At 38.8% G+C, this 19,056-nt stretch carries 15 protein-coding genes and 1 pseudogene; 5 read left to right on the top strand and 11 right to left on the bottom strand.

Annotated features, from left to right (window positions below; translation table 11 throughout):
- Positions 1 to 17: 17 nt before the first annotated feature.
- From HGD76_RS12680 to HGD76_RS12665, 4 genes are all read right to left on the bottom strand, one after another.
- Positions 18 to 275, bottom strand: coding sequence for a hypothetical protein (locus tag HGD76_RS12680; RefSeq protein ID WP_168696004.1), 258 nt, complete (start codon positions 273 to 275; stop codon positions 18 to 20).
- A gap of 39 nt (positions 276 to 314) precedes the next feature.
- Entirely contained in the window at positions 315 to 1,520 is a 1,206-nt protein-coding gene (locus HGD76_RS12675) for an aspartate aminotransferase (RefSeq protein ID WP_168696003.1), read from the bottom strand.
- Positions 1,517 to 2,695, bottom strand: coding sequence for an iron-containing alcohol dehydrogenase family protein (locus tag HGD76_RS12670; protein ID WP_168696002.1), 1,179 nt, complete (start codon positions 2,693 to 2,695; stop codon positions 1,517 to 1,519). Before HGD76_RS12670 ends, HGD76_RS12675 begins: the two co-directional genes overlap by 4 nt.
- A 171-nt stretch (positions 2,696 to 2,866) precedes the next feature.
- On the bottom strand, positions 2,867 to 3,391 hold the full coding sequence (locus HGD76_RS12665; RefSeq protein WP_168696001.1) for a Ycf51 family protein: 525 nt from the start codon (positions 3,389 to 3,391) through the stop codon (positions 2,867 to 2,869).
- A 426-nt stretch (positions 3,392 to 3,817) separates the two neighbouring features.
- Here HGD76_RS12665 and HGD76_RS12660 point away from each other — a divergent pair, with 426 nt between their 5' ends.
- Positions 3,818 to 4,945, top strand: coding sequence for a hypothetical protein (locus HGD76_RS12660; RefSeq protein WP_168696000.1), 1,128 nt, complete (start codon positions 3,818 to 3,820; stop codon positions 4,943 to 4,945).
- An 18-nt stretch (positions 4,946 to 4,963) separates the two neighbouring features.
- Here the strand turns inward: HGD76_RS12660 and HGD76_RS12655 are convergent, their stop codons facing one another.
- From HGD76_RS12655 to HGD76_RS12640, 4 genes are all read right to left on the bottom strand, one after another.
- Entirely contained in the window at positions 4,964 to 6,181 is a 1,218-nt protein-coding gene (locus HGD76_RS12655) for a hypothetical protein (protein WP_233467202.1), read from the bottom strand.
- Positions 6,182 to 6,393: 212 nt separating this feature from the next.
- Positions 6,394 to 7,476: a photosystem II reaction center subunit D1 gene (gene psbA, locus HGD76_RS12650; RefSeq protein ID WP_168695998.1), complete on the bottom strand. Its 1,083-nt coding sequence runs from the start codon at positions 7,474 to 7,476 to the stop codon at positions 6,394 to 6,396.
- A 173-nt stretch (positions 7,477 to 7,649) separates the two neighbouring features.
- Positions 7,650 to 9,149, bottom strand: coding sequence for an MBOAT family O-acyltransferase (locus HGD76_RS12645; protein WP_168695997.1), 1,500 nt, complete (start codon positions 9,147 to 9,149; stop codon positions 7,650 to 7,652).
- 74 nt (positions 9,150 to 9,223) lie between these two features.
- On the bottom strand, positions 9,224 to 12,256 hold the full coding sequence (locus HGD76_RS12640) for a DUF1574 family protein (RefSeq protein ID WP_168695996.1): 3,033 nt from the start codon (positions 12,254 to 12,256) through the stop codon (positions 9,224 to 9,226).
- A gap of 407 nt (positions 12,257 to 12,663) precedes the next feature.
- Here HGD76_RS12640 and HGD76_RS12635 point away from each other — a divergent pair, with 407 nt between their 5' ends.
- A complete protein-coding gene (locus HGD76_RS12635; RefSeq protein ID WP_015083108.1) occupies positions 12,664 to 12,936 on the top strand; it encodes a hypothetical protein in 273 nt (90 codons plus the stop codon).
- A gap of 197 nt (positions 12,937 to 13,133) precedes the next feature.
- On the opposite strand, the gene HGD76_RS12630 is transcribed toward HGD76_RS12635, so the two are convergent.
- The gene (locus HGD76_RS12630; protein WP_168695995.1) at positions 13,134 to 14,021 is read right to left on the bottom strand and encodes a LysM peptidoglycan-binding domain-containing M23 family metallopeptidase; all 888 of its coding nucleotides are present in this window, start codon (positions 14,019 to 14,021) and stop codon (positions 13,134 to 13,136) included.
- A 257-nt stretch (positions 14,022 to 14,278) separates the two neighbouring features.
- Between HGD76_RS12630 and HGD76_RS12625 the strand changes: the two genes are divergently transcribed.
- Positions 14,279 to 15,481, top strand: coding sequence for an HhoA/HhoB/HtrA family serine endopeptidase (locus tag HGD76_RS12625; RefSeq protein ID WP_168695994.1), 1,203 nt, complete (start codon positions 14,279 to 14,281; stop codon positions 15,479 to 15,481).
- Between the two features lie 500 nt (positions 15,482 to 15,981).
- Here the strand turns inward: HGD76_RS12625 and HGD76_RS12620 are convergent, their stop codons facing one another.
- Positions 15,982 to 16,317: a DUF760 domain-containing protein gene (locus HGD76_RS12620; protein ID WP_168695993.1), complete on the bottom strand. Its 336-nt coding sequence runs from the start codon at positions 16,315 to 16,317 to the stop codon at positions 15,982 to 15,984.
- A 313-nt stretch (positions 16,318 to 16,630) separates the two neighbouring features.
- On the opposite strand from HGD76_RS12620, the gene HGD76_RS12615 reads away from it, so the two are divergent.
- Positions 16,631 to 16,792 carry a hypothetical protein gene (locus HGD76_RS12615; protein ID WP_168695992.1) on the top strand — a complete coding sequence of 54 codons (162 nt, stop codon included), beginning with the start codon at positions 16,631 to 16,633 and terminating at the stop codon, positions 16,790 to 16,792.
- A 48-nt stretch (positions 16,793 to 16,840) separates the two neighbouring features.
- Positions 16,841 to 17,023 (top strand): annotated as a pseudogene (locus HGD76_RS26440) (transposase family protein); the annotation flags it as partial.
- 6 nt (positions 17,024 to 17,029) lie between these two features.
- On the opposite strand, the gene ftsH reads toward HGD76_RS26440, so the two are convergent.
- Positions 17,030 to 18,946, bottom strand: a complete 1,917-nt coding sequence (ftsH, locus tag HGD76_RS12610) for an ATP-dependent zinc metalloprotease FtsH (RefSeq protein ID WP_168695991.1) — start codon at positions 18,944 to 18,946, stop codon at positions 17,030 to 17,032.
- Positions 18,947 to 19,056 lie beyond the last annotated feature (110 nt).

Here is a 19,056-nt window from a genome sequence, read left to right as displayed (position 1 = left end):
AAGAATTATCTGCTGATTCATTTCTGCCCATATTCTTCCATGTATTTCTTATTAAAAGAAAGATCGTCTACCCCACCTTCAATAACTCCTTCCCATTTTCTCAATAGATCATGAGGAGAAGCTTCAGGCTTTTTTAGATTTGAGTTTTCAGAATCTTGATTAACTTGATGATTACCCAATTCAAATGCCAGAAACTCAACAAAACGGAGAACTTGCTGCTGTTGATCTATAGGTAACTGCTGCATCGTAGTTACTACTTTTTCCAGAATCGTCATGATCTTAATTCTTTTGAGATTGTGTATTCACCTTAATTATCACGCAGAAACAGAAACTTCCGATTGATAGCAAATCCCCGCTTCCTTGAATCTTTGTAAAGCTTCACCCAAGCGATCGCAATCTGCAATTAAACTAATTCTCACATAGCCTTCACCACCCACACCAAAGGCATTTCCAGGAGTCAAAACCACCCCAGTTTGCTGTAAAACATTCAAAGCAAAATCTGTAGAATTCATTCCCACCGGACATTTTATCCACAAATACATAGTCGCTTCAGTTTTGGGAATATTCCACCCTAACTTACCCAAACCATCTACTAAAAAATCTCGACGAACGCGGTAACGTTGTTGCACTTCATGTAAATAAGAATCAGGAAGTTGCAAAGCTGTTTCTGCTGCTGTTTGTAAAGCCGAAAAAATGCCATAATCTAAATTGGTTTTCAGAGTCCGCAAACCTTGGATAACGTGACGATTTCCGACAACAAAACCAACGCGCCAACCTGCCATATTATAGGTTTTAGAGAGAGTGTGAAACTCGACACCAATCTCCTTAGCACCAGGAATTTCTAACAAGCTAGTGGGTTGATAACCATCAAAAGCTAATTCTGCGTAACATAAATCATGGACTAAAAGGATTTCATACTTCCGTGCAAAGGCCACAATTTCCTCAAAAAATTCGCGGGGGGCTGTGGCTGCGGTAGGATTACTAGGATAATTGAAATAGAGGATTTTCGCTTTTCTAGCCACTTCCTCAGGAATAGCTGCTAAATCAATTAACCAATTATTTTCTTCCTTGAGAATTAAATTATGGATAACTCCCCCAGCAATAATCGGTCCACGAAAATGCACAGGGTAAGATGGTGAAGGTACTAATACAGTATCACCAGGATTAATATAGGCGATCGCTAAATGTCCCAAACCTTCCTTAGAACCGAGTAAGGGTAAAGCCTCACTATCAGGATCAAGGGTAACACTATAACGGCGATGATACCATTGAGTAATCGCCTTACGGAAACTTGCAGTCCCTTCAAATGGAGGATAACCGTGATTAGCGGGATTTTGCAAAGCTGCCATAGCCGCTTCTATCACTGGTTGGGGAGTAGGTCCATCAGGATTACCCATACCCAAATCAATCAAATCTAACCCTTGTTCTCTAGCCTTAGCCTTTAATTCGTCCAAACGGGCAAACACATAAGGCGGCAATTTTTGTATCCGTTCTGCGGGAGAAATCCAACTCAAACTCATTCCTTCACCTCGTCACTTATTCCCCTGGTGGAAACACGATTAACATCTATTGGTGCAGTGGTAGAAACCATTGCGGCCATCAATTGTTCCAACGCTACATTAAACGGTAGACGGTGGATATCAGAATTAGGTTCTAAACTAATTTCTGCTGCTGTTTGTAACTCACCCAGAGTGATATTACCTAATCCCAAATCTGCTAATTTTTGGGGTAGTCCAATCTCTGCATAGAACTTCAACAATTGTTGTCTTGCTGACGCTGCTAATTGATTTCCCTGGATCATTTCTTCTAACCGCAGTTGTACCAGGATACCATAAGCGACCTTTTCCCCGTGAATACTACCATGTCCAGAAATATGAGTTAAGCCATTATGAACTGCATGGGCAGCGACTGTGCGACATTGCGCCCCTCCTAGTCCCCCAATTACTCCAGCTAGGAGTACGGTTGCGTCTACAACTTCTTGCCAAATTTCCGTACCTGGGGACTGTAACGCAGCAGCAGACTTTTGCAATAAAATATCGCGTAAAATTCGCGCTTGTTGAACCGCAGCAATAATTAAAGTTTGTTGCAAATGCCCACTACTTACTGATGCTTCATACCATTTAGCGATCGCATCCCCAATTCCTGCTATTAATGTGCTTGGAGGTGCAGTCTGAACTAAATTATAATCCAAAATCAGCAAATCAGGACAGCGAGATAAAGCCACATCATATAAAAACGCCCCGGTTTCTGAATAGACATTAGAAAGGGCAGTCCAAGCCGCACAGGTAGCCCCAGAAGTGGGAATTGTCACAATTGGTAATGTCAATTGGTGGGCGACTAATTTAGCCGTATCCAGGGCTTTACCACCACCAATACCGATAATCAGATCAGCTTTATGTTCTTTAGCGGCTTTGCGTAAGGCTTTCAAACTAGCTTCACAACAATCAGCACCATAGGAAACTGACAAAGGATGTAATTCTGGAGATTGGAAAAGAGATTGTAAACTCTCTTGACTCAGATTGAGAGTCTGATTTCCAGCAATAATTAAGGGACGAGTTCCCAAATTAGCAACTTCACCCGCAACGGTTGACAACACACCCGCACCGCGAATTACTTTCCCAGGGGAAACAGAAAGGCTGAAAAATGAACTAGAGGTTTGAGTGGACAAAGTTTCAGTAGAATGTTGATTAGGCATGATCTTGATTTTGCCAAAACTATTGATATTTCTTAATCAAATTTTAAAATAATCTTTATTGTATGATAGATGACCAAAAAATGTGCAAACAAGAAAGAAGCAGGGGGCAGGGGGAAGAGGAGAATATTTTTCTTCCCAATTACCCATTCCCAATTACCCATTCCCCGTCACCTATGAAGCAGTGGGTTCTGGTAATGAAGCAAATTTATCTAAATAAACTTCTACCACCATTTCTGGGTCTTCACGACTGACCAAAGTGCGATTTACTTGACCCAAGTACAGCGGTACAGATAACCCTATTTCTGGGTGGATAATAGTGCGAGCGCGGACTATCATTTCCTTACTACCACCAGTACCTAAGCGACCATAGGAATAAAGGTTACTAGCTGCTTGACGTAAAGTTGCTTCTAATTCTGTGGGAGTAATTTCTGGTGCGACGGCAATTACTGTTTGGTTAGAACCGTTATCATAAACTAGGCTGTACTTGACAGCACCAGGAATAATTGTGCGACTCAGGGGAACGAGGGAAAGTGAAAATAATCCCCCTGTCAGTACCAGCATAAAGCCAGTTGCACCCACCAGTCGAAAGCGAAAGCCCCATTTAAGAATGAAAGCTAAGATTGTCAGGACTGCAAATACTATTGTCGCAATACCTGACCATTGGGTATATTGCAGAAAATTAGCGGTACTAGGCATAAGGTTTTAATTACGGATATTCCCATTTTACTTACTCTTTACACGAGTACCGCAGGACAGAATAAAAAATTAAAAATCAGGAAAATATCTAATGTAACAGTGTAAAATATTACATTCATTTCCTCAGTTCCGGTTACTTGACTTACTTCGTCTTGTACCAGTATTATTTTGAATAGTTGTGCCTTTACAGCAATACCTTATCCATTTCCTGTAGGTTGGGTTTCATGCTTCAACCCAACCTACAAATCAAGGCTTTTTCTAATTTGGACAAGGTATTGATACAGAAATCATAAATGATTAAAAATTTAAGTAATTTAGATTGAAAAAGCCTCCCCCTGCGTATATTCCAAAAATCAAATATTAGTCCTATAGTTATTATGCTATCAATAAGGACAAATTAATATCTTTTGTGAAAATAAAAACATCATGAAAAGTACAAATATTAGCTCCAATAAAAAAATAAAAATAATGCGAAAAAATATTAGTTTCACAATGATAAGATTCAATAATCTTGTTCGTAATCCATCATTTTTGATTGGCTCTATTCTTTTTATATTATCAATATTTTTAATTGCATTGTCCTCTTTAGGAGGAGAAAAACTTAGTTTTTACAGCATTTCTCAAGACCTCGGATTTAACTTACTAGGAACTGTATGTACTTTTATTGCTTTTGAAATTATTCTAATAAGACTTAAAGAAATAGACGAGCAACAAGGAGTTAAGCTAGAATTTTTTAATAAAATAGAATTTATTAATACAGTTGCTCAATTAAAACAAATTCAAATTAATATTGTTTCAATTAGAATAATGGAAACCTGGACAGATTTATTAAAAGATGATAAATACAAGGAAATATTTGTAAATGCGATCTTAAATTTTATTGATAAAAATCCTAGTTCTAAAATTCAAATTTTGCTACTCAATCCAGATAATATAGATTTAGTGGATGCACGTTCAAATGAATTAAAAACCGCATCACCAGAATTCATTAATATAAATGTAGCAGACAATATTTATATTAATTTACGGGAAATACAAAACATTAATAGCCAATTAGAATTATACGGAAAAGTAAATCAATTAGAAGTCAAACTATACAATAGTAGCCCCTCTCTAGCTATTTATATGTGTACACCACACTTATTTGTCACTTTCTTTCGCTCTGGTAAACTTTCGACTATGGGCAAGCAGTTAAAACTACCAGTTGATTCACCTGTGGGTGGATTTATCAATGAACGTTTTGATGAGATATGGCAAGATATGAGAAGCATAACTTTAGAGGATTTTCTTTACTTAAAAGTAGAAGTTATACAAGGAGGGATTACTCAACGTAGCTATGATCATGTTATGTATATTGAGTATCCTCAAGGCTACTATATACAAAATTCAGCATTGTTTAATGAGATTGCAAATAAGCAAGATATAAATATCAGAGTCAAGCAACAAGAATTTAGGGCAAGAAATGTATTTATAAATGACTTACCAGATTCTATAAAAAACCTGATTAAAAGTAAGTATCCAAAAACTGAAGACTTATTTATTATCCTAGAGTAAATATTATAGTTTTTTTACTTAAGCATATTGATTTTGTAGCTCTAATAATAGTTGACTAAAATTCCTATAAGACTTACCTGAATCAATTAAATTTTCAGCTATTTTGACCCCTTCTCTTAGTTGACTGATAATATCTTGATCAAGATTAGATACTTTATTACCAGCCACAAGTACCAAAGCAGCATTTGCTACAATAAAGTCTCTCTTTGATTTGAAGTATTCTTTTTCACCAGCAAGAATCTGCCAAAAGATATTAATTTCTTCGCTGACTAACTTTTTTTCTTTAATTTCTTCTATACTTACTCTTTCAAGACCAATATCTTCTGGTAAAAATTCTGCAATGGTGATATTTTCCGAGTCAATTTTGACTATAAGATTATTGGGGTTATCCCCCAAAAGAGTGACAGACGCATTAGATACTTCGTCAATTCCGTCATAACAATGACAAATTATACCACTACTATTCAAGTGTAGATATACACCAATAATATAAGGAATCATTTTTAAATGGCATACACCTGTAGAATGATGAACAGGATTTAATATCTGTGCATTGGGAGCTACAATCTTAAAAATGTCTATAACTTGAGGTATATTTAAATTTCTGACAACTTTTTGCCAATTATTGTCTTCAGGTCTATATCTAGAATTTATTTCCTCCAAATTCTTTTCCCATAGCTTTTTTCTAGCTTTCTTAAGTACATCTGAATAGGGAAGTCCCATATCTCCCAATGAAACAAAAGCGAAATTATACTTAACAAGTAGGTCTTTCAATAAATATGGTTTAATGGAGATTTGGTTATATCCAATTTCTGTCATTGCTTGATCACTTCCGTGTAAGGAAGTTACATTTATTGTTCCAGTCTTACACATAGTCATTAGAGGAGCTACAACAATAGATGCGCTAGTAGTTGCATGAATTGTTTTAATAAAATCACCTCCACTACCAAACGCATGATCATGAGGAATTAGATCAAGAGTATATCCCTTATATTGGAGATATTTTCTAAGTCTTGTTCGCAAGTTATCCACAATTAAATTTATTTGGTGAAAGCCAACTCTTTTGTTTCCAGGGGCAATTTTTTGCAGGATTTCTGTCAGTTCTTCTACATCTTTTGTAATGTCCATACAAGAATCAAATAATTCTATTAGCTCCGTATTTTCTAGTGGTATAGTATTTTGTTCAGTCTCAATAAATTTTTTAAACACTTGCTGTAATGGTCCCAATTGTGACAAAATATGATGTTTCTGATTAATGGGGGAACTAGAGTAAAGAAGTTGAAAATCGCACTTTTTGATACTTGTTATAAATCTATACATTTGAAAATTTAGACTCTGATAAACTTCTAAGTTTAGATTCTATTCTAGCTGATTAGTAGCTAAAACAAAAACACCCCCCATTTCTGGAGGGTGATTCTGTAATTAAGCTATTAACAAAGCTTTAATTATTAACCGTTGATTGCAGGAGCGCTCATTGCAACAGGAGCAACATCACTAGCAGCCAAGTCTAGGGGGAAGTTGTGAGCGTTACGCTCGTGCATTACTTCCATACCTAAGTTAGCGCGGTTGATTACGTCAGCCCAAGTAGCGATAACGCGACCTTGAGAATCAATGACGGATTGGTTGAAGTTGAAACCGTTCAAGTTGAACGCCATTGTGCTAACGCCCAAAGCGGTGAACCAAATACCAAATACTGGCCATGCAGCTAGTAAGAAGTGTAATTGACGGCTGTTGTTGAAAGAAGCGTATTGGAAAATCAAACGACCGAAGTAGCCGTGGGCTGCAACGATGTTGTATGTTTCTTCTTCTTGACCGAACTTGTAACCGTAGTTTTGAGATTCGGTTTCAGTTGTTTCCTTAACCAAGGAAGAAGTTACCAAAGAACCGTGCATTGCAGAGAACAAAGAACCACCGAATACACCAGCTACACCCAACATATGGAAGGGGTGCATCAAGATGTTGTGTTCAGCTTGGAACACGATCATGAAGTTGAATGTTCCAGAGATACCCAAAGGCATACCATCGGAGAATGAACCTTGACCAATTGGGTAGATCAAGAATACTGCGGTAGCTGCTGCTAAAGGTGCAGAGAAAGCTACACAGATCCAAGGACGCATACCCAAACGGTAAGAAAGTTCCCACTCACGGCCTAAGTAGCAAGCTGCACCGATTAAGAAGTGGAATACTACCAATTGGTAAGGACCACCGTTGTACAACCACTCATCTAAGGAAGCTGCTTCCCAGATTGGGTAGAAGTGCAAACCAATAGCGTTAGAGGAAGGAACAACTGCACCAGAGATGATGTTGTTTCCGTAGATCAAAGAACCTGCGACTGGCTCACGGATACCGTCAATGTCAACGGGAGGCGCAGCGATGAAAGCGATGATGAAGCAGGTAGTAGCGGCTAACAGGGTAGGGATCATTAATACACCGAACCAACCGACATATAAACGGTTGTCAGTGCTGGTGATCCACTCGCAGAAGCGATCCCATACGTTAGCGGTTGAGCGCTGTTGTAAGGTTGTGGTCATTTTATAATTGCTTTATTTTCTTATGATGTTGGTAGGTGGTTTTGCCTACCTGTATACAACATTAGAGGATAAGTTTAAATTTGTAAAGATAATTAGAATTAGTATTAGTTATATCAGTTATATGTTTTCCTAATGTAATGAGGTTTACAGAAATTGCAGCCGCAAATTCACTCCTAAAAATCAAAGTATATATAAGGTAAACTGCCTTCAGGCGCTAGTAACCAAACCGCATAAAAGCATAAAGGGACAAAAACAATTTTAATTGGCCAGCTAAACTCTAATTTCATTTCTCGTTTAAAAGCATAAGAAATACTCATCAGCAAAGCTATGCCGAGCAGCAAATAAGAAATTTGATATTGACTCATATTTAGAGCTTCTATATAGACCTTTGCGGCAAATTGTTGATCACCCCCATGACCCCAAAGATGTTGAATAACTAAAGCAGAGTCTTGGAGGTTGGGGAGACGAAACCAAATCCAAGATGTAAAAACCATGATTTGTGTCAAAAACCAAGCAAAAATTATTCCTAGCGGGTTTTTCCAAAATAAATTAAGAATTGTCAAACGATCGCTTAATACACTAATGAGACGATGCCCAGCTAAAGCGATACCATGCAATACACCCCAAATAATAAAACCCCAAGCTGAACCGTGCCAGATACCAGCTATTAGCATTACTATTAATAAATTTCCGCAGGTACGCATTAATCCGCGTCGAGAACCACCTAAAGGAAAATAAAGATAATTACGCAACCAATCACCCAATGTGATGTGCCAGCGTCGCCAAAAATCGGCAATACTGGTACTGAAATAGGGAAAATCAAAATTTTCCGGTAAAACTAAACCAAATAGTAAAGCACTACCACGAGCAATATCAACATAACCATTGAAATCTAAATATAGTTGCAAGCCATAAGCAAAGGTAGCTAACCACAAATCTGTACTACCTGCTCTTTGTAAGTTACCAAAGCATAAATCCACAAATATACCCAAATTATCAGCGAAAATACCTTTTTTAACCGCACCTCTAGCAATTAACCACAGTCCTTCAGCAACTCTATCAATGCTGGGAAATCTTAGGGTATCAAATTGAATTGCTAAATTATGGTAACGAGTAATTGGCCCAGAAATTAGTTTGGCAAAAAATAATTTATATGTGGCAAATTGGATAAATTTAGTAGTAGCAGTAGCGCCACGATAAACATCTATTAAATAAGCAATACATTCAAATGTAAAGAAAGAAATTCCTAAAGGTGCAACTAACTTAATTAATGATTCTGGTGAATTTGTCGGCTGATTAAAAACTAAATTTAGGAAATTATTTATGTATTTAAAACCTAAAAGAATAAAAACATTAAAACCTATACCAATCGACAATACTTTGAGACGACGTTGATTCCAGTCAGCTTGAGTAAATTGCCGTTCTTCGTTAGATAAATTCCAGTTTTGAGAATGCTTTCCTGGTGAAGTATTGCTGCCAATTTCTAAACCTAGACGGAAGTTAATAAAAGTTAGTGCTAAAAGTAATGGTAAATATTGAATGTGCAAAGATGCGTAGAAAACAAGGCTGGCTATTAGCAGTATCCATAATCTTATATTTGCTAAATTAACAGTCCAGTAGATTCCTAAAACACTCAACAAAAACAGCCCGTAAAAAATTGATATAAATTTCATTTTTGATTAATTTATGATTTTGAATTTGTGATTGGGAAGAAAGAAGATAAGTATTTTTTCTCTTCCCTATTTAATCACTTTGTTGGCCAGCTAATCATTCGATCTATAGCCAGTTTTTTTGATACTTCATAAGCACCATAGCGATTGAGGTGACTAGGATCTGAAAAGTAATCATTTGCTTTTGGCCATAGCTGACTTAAATCACGATATATAAATTGAGGATGATTGGTAAAGCTTAATAAATACTCTTGAAACTGTTGTTCATATTTTGTGCGTACAGGATCTAAATAATCTGAAGTAAGGGGCATATTGACAAAGACAAGGGATATCTTATTATTTTTGGTAAACTCTAACATAGAATGGAATGCCTGATCTTGTTTACCTGCTAATTGGAAAGATTTATAATCGTTGTCGTAATCTCCAGAAACTTGGGGGTGTTTTTGATAATATGTGCTGGGATTAAAGCGAATAGATAAAGGTAAGAATCCATCAAAATCAACTCCGGGGATAGAAAAATTATTGTCTATTTCAGAATCATGGGTGAGATTAATTTTTGATTTAATCGGGGGATTCTGATAGCTAAAAGGTAGATATTGAAGTTGTTTTTGGAGAAGAATTTTAATTTGATCACGGTTTTTATAACTAGCAGATAAATTAGCTACAGACTGATTTAACGAATCGTTAGCGACTTGATAGATACTAATATCTTCTATCTTAGGTTTACTACTAATTTTTTCTTTTCCATCTTCTGCGTTATGAGGAACTTCATTATTTTTGACTGTTGTTTTGGCTTTTTGTAATATTTCCTTGTATCCTGGTGAGGTTTCAATTGCCTTGAAAGTAATATCTTCTCTGCCATTATTAAAGGCGCGAGAACCATCTGCCCATAAAATCACTTTTGGCAATTCTTCAGGTTTCAAAACCTGACGGATAAGAACGTCAACGACTTGGGCTGTTGCTCCATTAATACCAAAGTTAAATATATCAATATTGCTATAATTTTGGGTGACTAAAGCTTTAGAAAGGGCGACAGGATCAACTCCTCTAAGGGCGCGAGAAGAACCAATAATCAAAACATCTGGTGGGCGTTTTTTGGTGTTTAAACGATGTTTATAGAGGGCTAATTGTTCATCTAATTGCCTAGCATTAAAACTGGGCGTTTGTGATCTAGCTGCTAATAAAATCGCTGTAGCTGTAGCTTTTTCTTTTAATGGTGCCGCTGGTAAATTTCCTGATTGAGAAACATTTTCATGGATAAATTCAGAAGCATTAAAGGCAGCTTGATTCTTATTAAGTAATTCGGTTGTTCCTGATTGATTTAAAAATGATGTTTTCTGATTATTTGGTAATGGTAAAGATGCTGGGGCTTGTGAGGATAAGGGCGAAATAGTATTATTAGTAGCTTTTGGTGAATTCTTAATAGTATGGGCGACAAAATAGCCTAACATGAAATCACTTTGTAACGCGAGAAGTAATCCTAATGCCAGCCAAATCATTCCACTGCTAATTCCTTGATGGTCGGGATTTTCATCTATTTCTTGATTAGATGATGTAAATAGTTGACTGTTTAAAAGTAAATTTCTAATGATTTTATTGGTATTTGTTAACCAATTTTTTGTTTTTTCTTTGATAAAACTTTGTACTTTTGTATTTGTTAAATCGGGACGCAAAATTTCTTCACCGTTTTCACCGATCATCAGGGAATTTACATATTCTGATGTAGCAGCAAATTCTGGTGTTGCTTCGGGAACTAATCGAGAACGTTCTTCTAGATCAACTCCATGATGCCATACGGGTTCTTTATCACCAGCACGACGACCATAAACACGGACACCTGTAATGCCATGAATTTTCAGTTGGCGGATAAATTGAGTCACTTTCCGAGAAACTTGATGGCGTGTGGGACAAACGGGAGCATCACACATGATGTGTAATAAATATTCTTTGCAAACTAGTAATACCCGAATACCACCTGTTTTCAATCGCCAATCTAGGTCAGGATTAAGCAACCGCTCTAGTAAAAAAATAATTGCTGGTTGATCGCCTGTACGGGCAAGTTCCCAAGCAGATCTCACTAGGGTGGGATGCTGGGATGCTGGTAAAGATACCCAGTCTATCCAAATTGGTTTTTTATCCGCTGTTTTTTGTCCGTATATGGCGGCTGAGATAATAGCTTGAGGAGCAATATTTTCTAGCAGGGGGACAATGGACTGTAGCGCGGTTTCTTTATCTGGTGCAGGGGCGGTTTCTAAGGGGTCAAAAGCTGGAGTACAAAATATGTGTAAGGTAGATTCTCTGAGAGAAGTTTCTAGTGCTATTTTGAACCCTGATAATTCCTCTGTTAATATTTTAGCGATCGCTTGCACATCTCCCCACCGCGCCCATTCTTTTAACATCACCTCTGGAGGTGTTAAATCTACTCTTACCCGCCAATCTGGGTCGGTTTCCCCGCGAACTTGGGCTACAATGATCCCATCCTGATAACCAACAAGCTGCAAATATCTGAGCTTTTGGGCTACCGTTTCTGCCAGTAATGATGGATCGGGGCTATAGCTAGACTGACAAAATACCCACAGACGATTAACGACTATCTGAGAGTTATTTTTCGCCGGAGAGGGTTGAATTTTTACCTGTACTGCTATCCCTAAATGGCTGAGATGTTCGCTCAAATAGCGAGCAATGGCATCGGCATCTCCTTGGCGTGCCAGACTCTCATTAGAGATAATTAACGAGCCACCGGGATTTATAGGCGTTTCTGTTTGTGATAATAGTGACTGTTCTACCTGTTCTAAATGTTGCTCTAGTTGGTTCAAGTACACCCGATGACACCATTCGGGACGGTGTTCCCCTTTTTTTCGACCATAAATTAATATCTGGTATATTGACGGTTGTTCGTCATTGGTAAGGGTATCTACATCGGTTTGCTGTAGCGCTTGCAGTAACTCCGATAAGGTTTGCCAACGTTGTGGACATTCAACGCTTTCACAGAGAATATGTAGGTCATTACCTAGCAATCGGACTTTTACCCCGAAAGTATTTATACCTGTTGCTTGGCTTACCCATTGCACTAAGGAATTTTGACGATTATCAAGTAATACTGTTTTCATGGGCGGTGGAATTTAACAGCAAGGTTGTATTGGGGAATTTCGCCTGTATTTGTCAACTAGAATCATAGAATTATCACATTTTGCCGTTTTTTAACAATTTTGTTACCTTCGCACCTTGCAAAATTGACAAAAATAGTCTGATCGAAGAATTTAGAAATCAGGAGGTAGGGGCGCTGCGCCCAAGGAGTCAATACCTTCTGCAAGGGATAAATAAAACATTACCAACATTATGCGGTGCTATCAGACACCAAAATAGTTTTAACCTTTTTCCCCGTTTCCTGCTATATTTTTCTACTGTTAACATTGATGTAATATACCGTAGCCCGCCTGGGAATAAATTCCCAGTCTCATAGCAAAAGTCATCTGAAGATGACTAAATAAACGTCTACTAATTACTGAAAATTACAATGTCATCCGTAAACCAACAGTCATTTTCTCAATCTGGATTAAATTGCATTGCATTCACTATTTCCCCTGCTTGTCTTTTACAAGTTGGTACAGTATCTATACTGATGCTACTCATGGCTCAAAAAGCTACGGGCGAGGCATTAATCGGACTGGGTGAAGCAAGTGAAGAATTATTACGAGGCGATCGCTTACCTGTTCTCAATTTCCCAGATGATCACAAATTAGACAAGGGTCAATTCCCAAGGAGAACACCCAATACCAGCCGCAACTAACATCACACCCTTAACAGAAAATTATTCTATTTTGCGTCCCGAAGTTTTAATCGGATTGGTCAGTTGTCCGTTGTCCGTTGTCCGTTGTCATTGGGTAATTTATTCTTCCTTCTAACCCCTGAACTCCTGATAGCGAAGCGTGGCGTTAGCCATACTCCTGATAGCGAAGCGTGGCGTTAGCCATACTCCTCAACTCCTCACTTTAAAAACTCTTTGGGATTTTTTGCTTCCCAACCGAGGGAACCGTTAGAACGCATTTCAAAATGAAGATGAGGTTGTGTGGAGGTTGGTTGTCCGGTAGTTCCGACTGCTCCCAAAATATCGCCTTTGTTGACTGTTTGACCGAGAGTAACTTTGATGCTGTCAAGTTGGGCGTAACGGCTTTGTAAGCCACCTGCGTGGTTAATAATGACTAACTTGCCATAACTACCTTGTTCCTTGGCAAAGACGATGATTCCAGGAGCGATCGCTGTCACAGGAGTACTTACTGGTGCTAACAAATCTACGCCACTATGAAAGAAAACATCTCCTGTAATCGGGTGAATTTGCCAACCATAAGCTAATGCAACATCTGTACTACTTGGCAAGGGATAACCAGTAATGTTTCCAGCCGGGGTACTAGGTGCGGTAGCAATTGTCCCAGAAGTAGCAGCAGGAGCAGTAATTACCCCTGGAAGTATCGGTAAAAAGACAAATTTAGGGGTTTTCTGACAACCATTGATTTCAAATACTGTATCTGGACGGACTTTATACTTAGATGCTATTTGTTTCCAGTTTTGATTACGAGGAACTTCGACAACAATGCCATTGAAAGGGAGAATTTGCAGTTCTGTTCCTGGATTTACTACCCCATTCTTCACGGATGGATTAATCCCAATAATTGTTTCTGGTGCTAAATTATAGCGATTAGCTATAGTTGCTAAAGTTTCACCACGATTAACTTGATGACGTTGGATACGAGCTAAAGCGGGAACCGGGCAACTTCCTGGACTAGCATTAACGCTTTGTGACTGTGGCAGTATGGATAATAAACCCAAAGTGCTAAATAAGCTCAAAAAACATAGTGAACAATAGGAAAATTTCATGCAAATAAGTCCAGAAATCGCTAATTTTTAGATTTTAGTGGGGAATTGTTAAAGATAGGATAAAGTTTTTCCTCTATCTTTCTACTACCTATTTTGAGTAAATTCATGATGAAATCCCAGAAGTAGATATGATCCCCGAATATGCTGACAAATTTCTAATATTTATATGTCAAATGATCTGTTCACTGAACGTTTGCTTGACTACACTAAAGAGATAAGCTTCCATCTGTCCTTGAGCGCCATTATTCTTAATTATTATGAAGTTATCTTTGAAACAACTGGCTGTTTATATAGGTTTGGTGGTAATTGGCTCTGGTGGTGGTGTCTTTGCTAGTCGTTATTTTTGGACACACAATCTTTCATTTCAACAGTTAAAAAATGTGGCGGTAACTTTACCTGCTGAATCTGTTGTTCCCCAACCTGTCAATGGCATACTCAGTTCTTCTGGAGGTGATAATGTCAATTTTATCGCCACTGCTGTCAGCAAAGTTGGCCCTGCGGTCGTGCGGATTAATGCAATTCGGAAAATATCAAATCCGATGACTGAAGCTTTTAAAAATCCCTTATTTCGGCATTTTTTCCAAGAGGATGAACGACTAATGCCCTCAGAAAAAATTGAGCGCGGGACAGGTTCAGGATTTATTCTGACCGAAGATGGTAAGTTACTAACTAATGCTCATGTAGTAGCAGACACAGATACAGTTCAAGTCACCCTCAAAGATGGGCGAACTTTTCAAGGGAAGGTGGTAGGAGTTGATACGGTAACAGATATAGCCGCAGTCAAAATTTCCGCGAATAAATTGCCGATAGTCAAGTTAGGTAATTCACAAAATTTGATTCCTGGACAATGGGCGATCGCAATTGGCAATCCTTTAGGTTTAGATAATACTGTCACTATTGGCATTATCAGTGCCACAGACAGAACTAGCGCCCAAGTAGGTGTTCCTGATAAGCGTGTGAGTTTTATCCAAACAGATGCAGCAATTAACCCTGGTAATTCTGGAGGACCACTTTTAAATGCTCAAGGACAAGTTATTGGTGTGAATACCGCTATCCGTGCTGATGCTCAAGGACTTGGTTTTGCTATCCCCATTGAAACCGCTTTCCGTGTAGCCAATGAACTATTTACCAAAGGAGAAGTTGCTCACCCATTTTTAGGAATTGAGATGATAGATATTTCCACAACTACAAAACAGCGACTGAAAGAGGAAGATCAACTAAACATTCAGCCAGATGTGGGAATTGTCATTAGAAAAGTTATGGAAAAATCACCAGCGCAGACAGGAGGATTACTTCCTGGTGATGTGATTCAAAAGATTAACGGCAAACAAATAAAAATTTCTGCCCAAGTCCAGAAGATAGTTGAATCAAGTACCGTTGGGGACATTCTCGCAATAGAAGTCAACCGCAATGGTAAAACTCAAATCTTTAAAGTCCGTGCCGGAAATTATCTCCAATAGTGGGGAACAGGGAATAGGGGGAGGGGAGCAGGAGGAGGGGAAGAAACTTTCTTTTTGTTCTTTCTTTGTTTTTTTGTTCTTTGTGAACTCCTGACTCGGTGACTCCTGACTCGGTGACTCCTGATTCCTATTGATTGGTTGACACTCCCCGGTCTAAAGACGCGGGGATTCTATAGAGAGTTTCAGTCTATATCTCTCAGTTATCCCAGCTTCAGGCAGGGTTCCTTAAATATTTGGGTTCTTGCCCTGATCCTGTTTGCCATTACTGGCAGAATCATCTCTGACAAGCATAACTTTCCGAGAGTCCCCCGGTAGGTTTTTAATGTCTTTGCTGACAATTTAATTGTCTCACGAATATGGATTAAAATTTGAGATTATTTCAAATTTTTCAATTAATGTCAATGCAGGATAAAGGAAAGCCTCTAGCCTTCATCCCTTGTCTAAAGAACAGATGTAGCTTCCTAAGTCAGCTACATCTTCAAGGGTTTTCGGCATTTCCCTTATAAATGTTCCAATTGCATCCTCTGTTCCATTTGGCGGAGAAAATAACCTGTCATCATTGCCGATGCTAGTATTCCCGCTAGATTGTCCCGGTCTGTTGTAATTTGGACATTGAAATGTTCTGTCGGTATCACTCCCACTAGTCCTTGGACATTCTGGGAAATGATTTGTTTAATTTCAGGGCTGACAGCTTGGGCGACACGGGCTAAAACTTCGGGGGATTGATGCTGTAAATATTTAAGTAATTGATTTGGGTTTTCCCCAAAGCGATCATTCAGAAGTTGATTAGGGTGTTGCTCAGAGTCGTCTTGTAAAAAGTCAGGATCAAACACCATTGGCGATTTATATTAGCGTAACTGCTAATTCTACTCTAAACCATATTCATAGAGTAGCGCATTTTCTACAGAGAAAAGGGAAAAGGAAACTTTCTAACAGCGCAAGTAACTAGTTGCTTATTTGCTAATTTTCCTTCACGTATGCTATAGTATGCCAATGGCATACATACCACTCAGAAAAGCGGTCGAATTTCTGGGATTGCACCCAAATACGTTGAGGGTGCGATTCGTTGTTAGCTGAATCACGGTTATAGCCCGTACATAAGCTAACCAACCCAATCCAAACATGGAAAAAGGTTGAACTCTCGGTCTGATGTGGGTGAAAGTCCCATCTACTAGACTCAGCTATGACTCCTTACTTGCCCACGATGACCCGACTCGGTTTCGGGAGGTCGAAGCTGGAAGACGCAATCAGACATCCGTTGTGGGGGGGGTGACACTGGCGTTAATGGGGAGTTCCCACGGTGAAATATAGCCTAGAAAAGCAACCTAGTATTAAGCAGGTCACAACAATAAAACCTATACTTCAAAGACAGTTAGTTGGACTGGTGAAATAGTTAAGAATCTTGGTGGTTCTAAAACCATAAAATCTCCATCCACAAATAATGTCATGCATAGAGATTTGAATGGTGCGCGGGGAGTTTTTCTCCGTGCATTGGTTGATACGCCTTGGTTGAGAGAAAACCTCAACTTATGTATTTGTTAACTTTTGTTAGCAAAAAAGTATCGGTACAGACACCTGCTCATTAGTAACTTTAACTTGAGTATGGTTAGCGACCATTGTGCGGAATAGATCACCTTCAATAGTTTCTTGTTCTATCAACAAATCAACTGCTCGTTCCAAAATTAACCGATTTTCTTGGATTATTTCCTTAGCCTGAATATAGCAGCGGTTAACAATTTCTCGAACTGCGGCATCAATTTTAGCAGCAATGTCTTCAGAATATTCTGATTTATTCATCCAGTCACGCCCTAAAAATACATCATTGTTTTGATTTTCTAAGGAAACTGGACCCAAATCAGACATTCCAAATTTTGTGACCATTTGTCGAGCCAGACTGGTAACTTGTTGTAAGTCATTTCCCGCACCTGTGGTGACTTCCGCTTTCCCAAACACAATTTCTTCCGCTGCACGACCGCCTAAAGTTGCGGCAATGCGGGCTAAAATTTGGGAACGGGAAATTAAACCCTGTTCTTCATTGGGAGTAAACCAAGTTAAACCTAGTGCTTGTCCTCTGGGAATGAGAGTAACTTTTTGCACAGGATCATGACCTTTAACCAACGTACCTACCAAAGCGTGTCCGACTTCATGATAAGCAATCAGGCGTTTATTTTTGCTATCTACTAAAGCAGTTCCTTCCATACCCGCAACTACTCTATCTATCGCATTATCAACTTCTAAATCGGTAACAGCTTCTTTGCGTCTTCTGGCGGTGAGAATAGCGGCTTCGTTGAGTAAATTGGCTAAATCTGCACCTGTAAAACCAGGAGTGCGCCGAGCGATCGCTTCCAAAGATACACTAGGATCAATCTTCTTATTCTGAGCGTGGACTGTCAAAATTTCCTGTCTTCCCTTCAAATCGGGGACATCCACAATTACCTGTCTGTCAAAGCGTCCGGGACGTAATAAAGCCGAATCCAGGACATCTGGACGGTTGGTAGCAGCAATAATAATAATTCCCGTATTTCCTTCAAAACCATCCATTTCCGTTAATAGCTGGTTAAGGGTTTGTTCCCGTTCATCATTGCCACCACCAATACCCGCACCCCGTTGTCTACCTACTGCGTCAATTTCATCAATAAATATCAAACAAGGCGCATTATCTTTCGCTTTTTTGAACAAATCCCGGACACGGGAAGCACCCACCCCGACGAACATTTCTACAAATTCCGAACCAGACATACTGAAAAAAGGTACACCTGCTTCCCCCGCAATGGCTTTTGCGAGTAGGGTTTTCCCAGTTCCAGGTGGTCCAACTAACAGCACCCCTTTGGGAATTTTCGCCCCTACCGCTGTGAATTTTTCTGGAAGTTTCAAGAAAGTGACAACTTCTTCTAATTCTTCCTTTGCTTCCTTGACTCCCGCAACATCATTAAATTTTACGCCTGTTTTCGCTTCCATTTGAAACCGAGCGCGAGATTTACCAAAACTCATGGCTTGGTTAGAAGCATTTGCAGAACGGCGCAGGAACAATAGCATTAAAGCCACTAAGGGCAAAATCCACATCAGATTGATTAACAACCCCACAGCGGCTCTATTACCAGCGGAGGAAACTTCACCAAAATCAACGTTTTTTTCTTTAAGTTTATTAATTAATTCGGTATTTTGATCTAAAAGGCGCACCTGTAAAGGTATGGTATCCGGCTTTTGTCCAGCTAAATAAACCTTAGCTATCTGTTCAGTTTGATCCAATTCTACCTTTCTAATTTCTCCTTTATCTGCCTTCTGAATCAATTCCCCATAGGTTAAAGAATTCCGCTCTGGCTTTTGCTGCGCTAAAACGGGACTAATACCAACTAGCCCCGGCAACATCATCAACCCAGCAGCTATAACTCCAGTTAAAACATGACGCTGAGACGAACTTGATAAACGCTGTTTCATTAAAGCCTTTTTGTGCAAATTTTTCATAATAGTTACCCTTTATGGCTGTTTTTCTGGTGAAATTGTCAAATCTAGAAATTACAGTTTTCTTATCTAGTTTAACTGCCAAACTCAATTATTAACAGGTGACAGGGGAC

It is taken from the genome of Dolichospermum flos-aquae CCAP 1403/13F, from assembly GCF_012516395.1.
Classification (GTDB): Bacteria; Cyanobacteriota; Cyanobacteriia; order Cyanobacteriales; family Nostocaceae; genus Dolichospermum; species Dolichospermum lemmermannii.
The sequence above is the reverse complement of the archived record's forward strand: the minus strand, read 5'-3'. Positions and strand labels throughout refer to the sequence as shown.

Excerpts from the sequence above, each read along its gene's own strand:
- HGD76_RS12670 (WP_168696002.1), bottom strand. The coding sequence starts at position 2,695 with ATGCCTAATCAACATTCTACTGAAACTTTGTCCACTCAAACCTCTAGT.
- HGD76_RS12675 (WP_168696003.1), bottom strand. The coding sequence starts at position 1,520 with ATGAGTTTGAGTTGGATTTCTCCCGCAGAACGGATACAAAAATTGCCG.
- HGD76_RS12665 (WP_168696001.1), bottom strand. The coding sequence starts at position 3,391 with ATGCCTAGTACCGCTAATTTTCTGCAATATACCCAATGGTCAGGTATT.
- ftsH (WP_168695991.1), bottom strand. The coding sequence starts at position 18,946 with ATGAAAAATTTGCACAAAAAGGCTTTAATGAAACAGCGTTTATCAAGT.
- HGD76_RS12615 (WP_168695992.1), top strand. The coding sequence starts at position 16,631 with ATGTGGGTGAAAGTCCCATCTACTAGACTCAGCTATGACTCCTTACTT.
- HGD76_RS12640 (WP_168695996.1), bottom strand. The coding sequence starts at position 12,256 with ATGAAAACAGTATTACTTGATAATCGTCAAAATTCCTTAGTGCAATGG.
- HGD76_RS12680 (WP_168696004.1), bottom strand. The coding sequence starts at position 275 with ATGACGATTCTGGAAAAAGTAGTAACTACGATGCAGCAGTTACCTATA.
- HGD76_RS12630 (WP_168695995.1), bottom strand. The coding sequence starts at position 14,021 with ATGAAATTTTCCTATTGTTCACTATGTTTTTTGAGCTTATTTAGCACT.
- HGD76_RS12620 (WP_168695993.1), bottom strand. The coding sequence starts at position 16,317 with ATGGTGTTTGATCCTGACTTTTTACAAGACGACTCTGAGCAACACCCT.
- HGD76_RS12625 (WP_168695994.1), top strand. The coding sequence starts at position 14,279 with ATGAAGTTATCTTTGAAACAACTGGCTGTTTATATAGGTTTGGTGGTA.
- psbA (WP_168695998.1), bottom strand. The coding sequence starts at position 7,476 with ATGACCACAACCTTACAACAGCGCTCAACCGCTAACGTATGGGATCGC.
- HGD76_RS12635 (WP_015083108.1), top strand. The coding sequence starts at position 12,664 with ATGTCATCCGTAAACCAACAGTCATTTTCTCAATCTGGATTAAATTGC.
- HGD76_RS12645 (WP_168695997.1), bottom strand. The coding sequence starts at position 9,149 with ATGAAATTTATATCAATTTTTTACGGGCTGTTTTTGTTGAGTGTTTTA.
- HGD76_RS12660 (WP_168696000.1), top strand. The coding sequence starts at position 3,818 with ATGAAAAGTACAAATATTAGCTCCAATAAAAAAATAAAAATAATGCGA.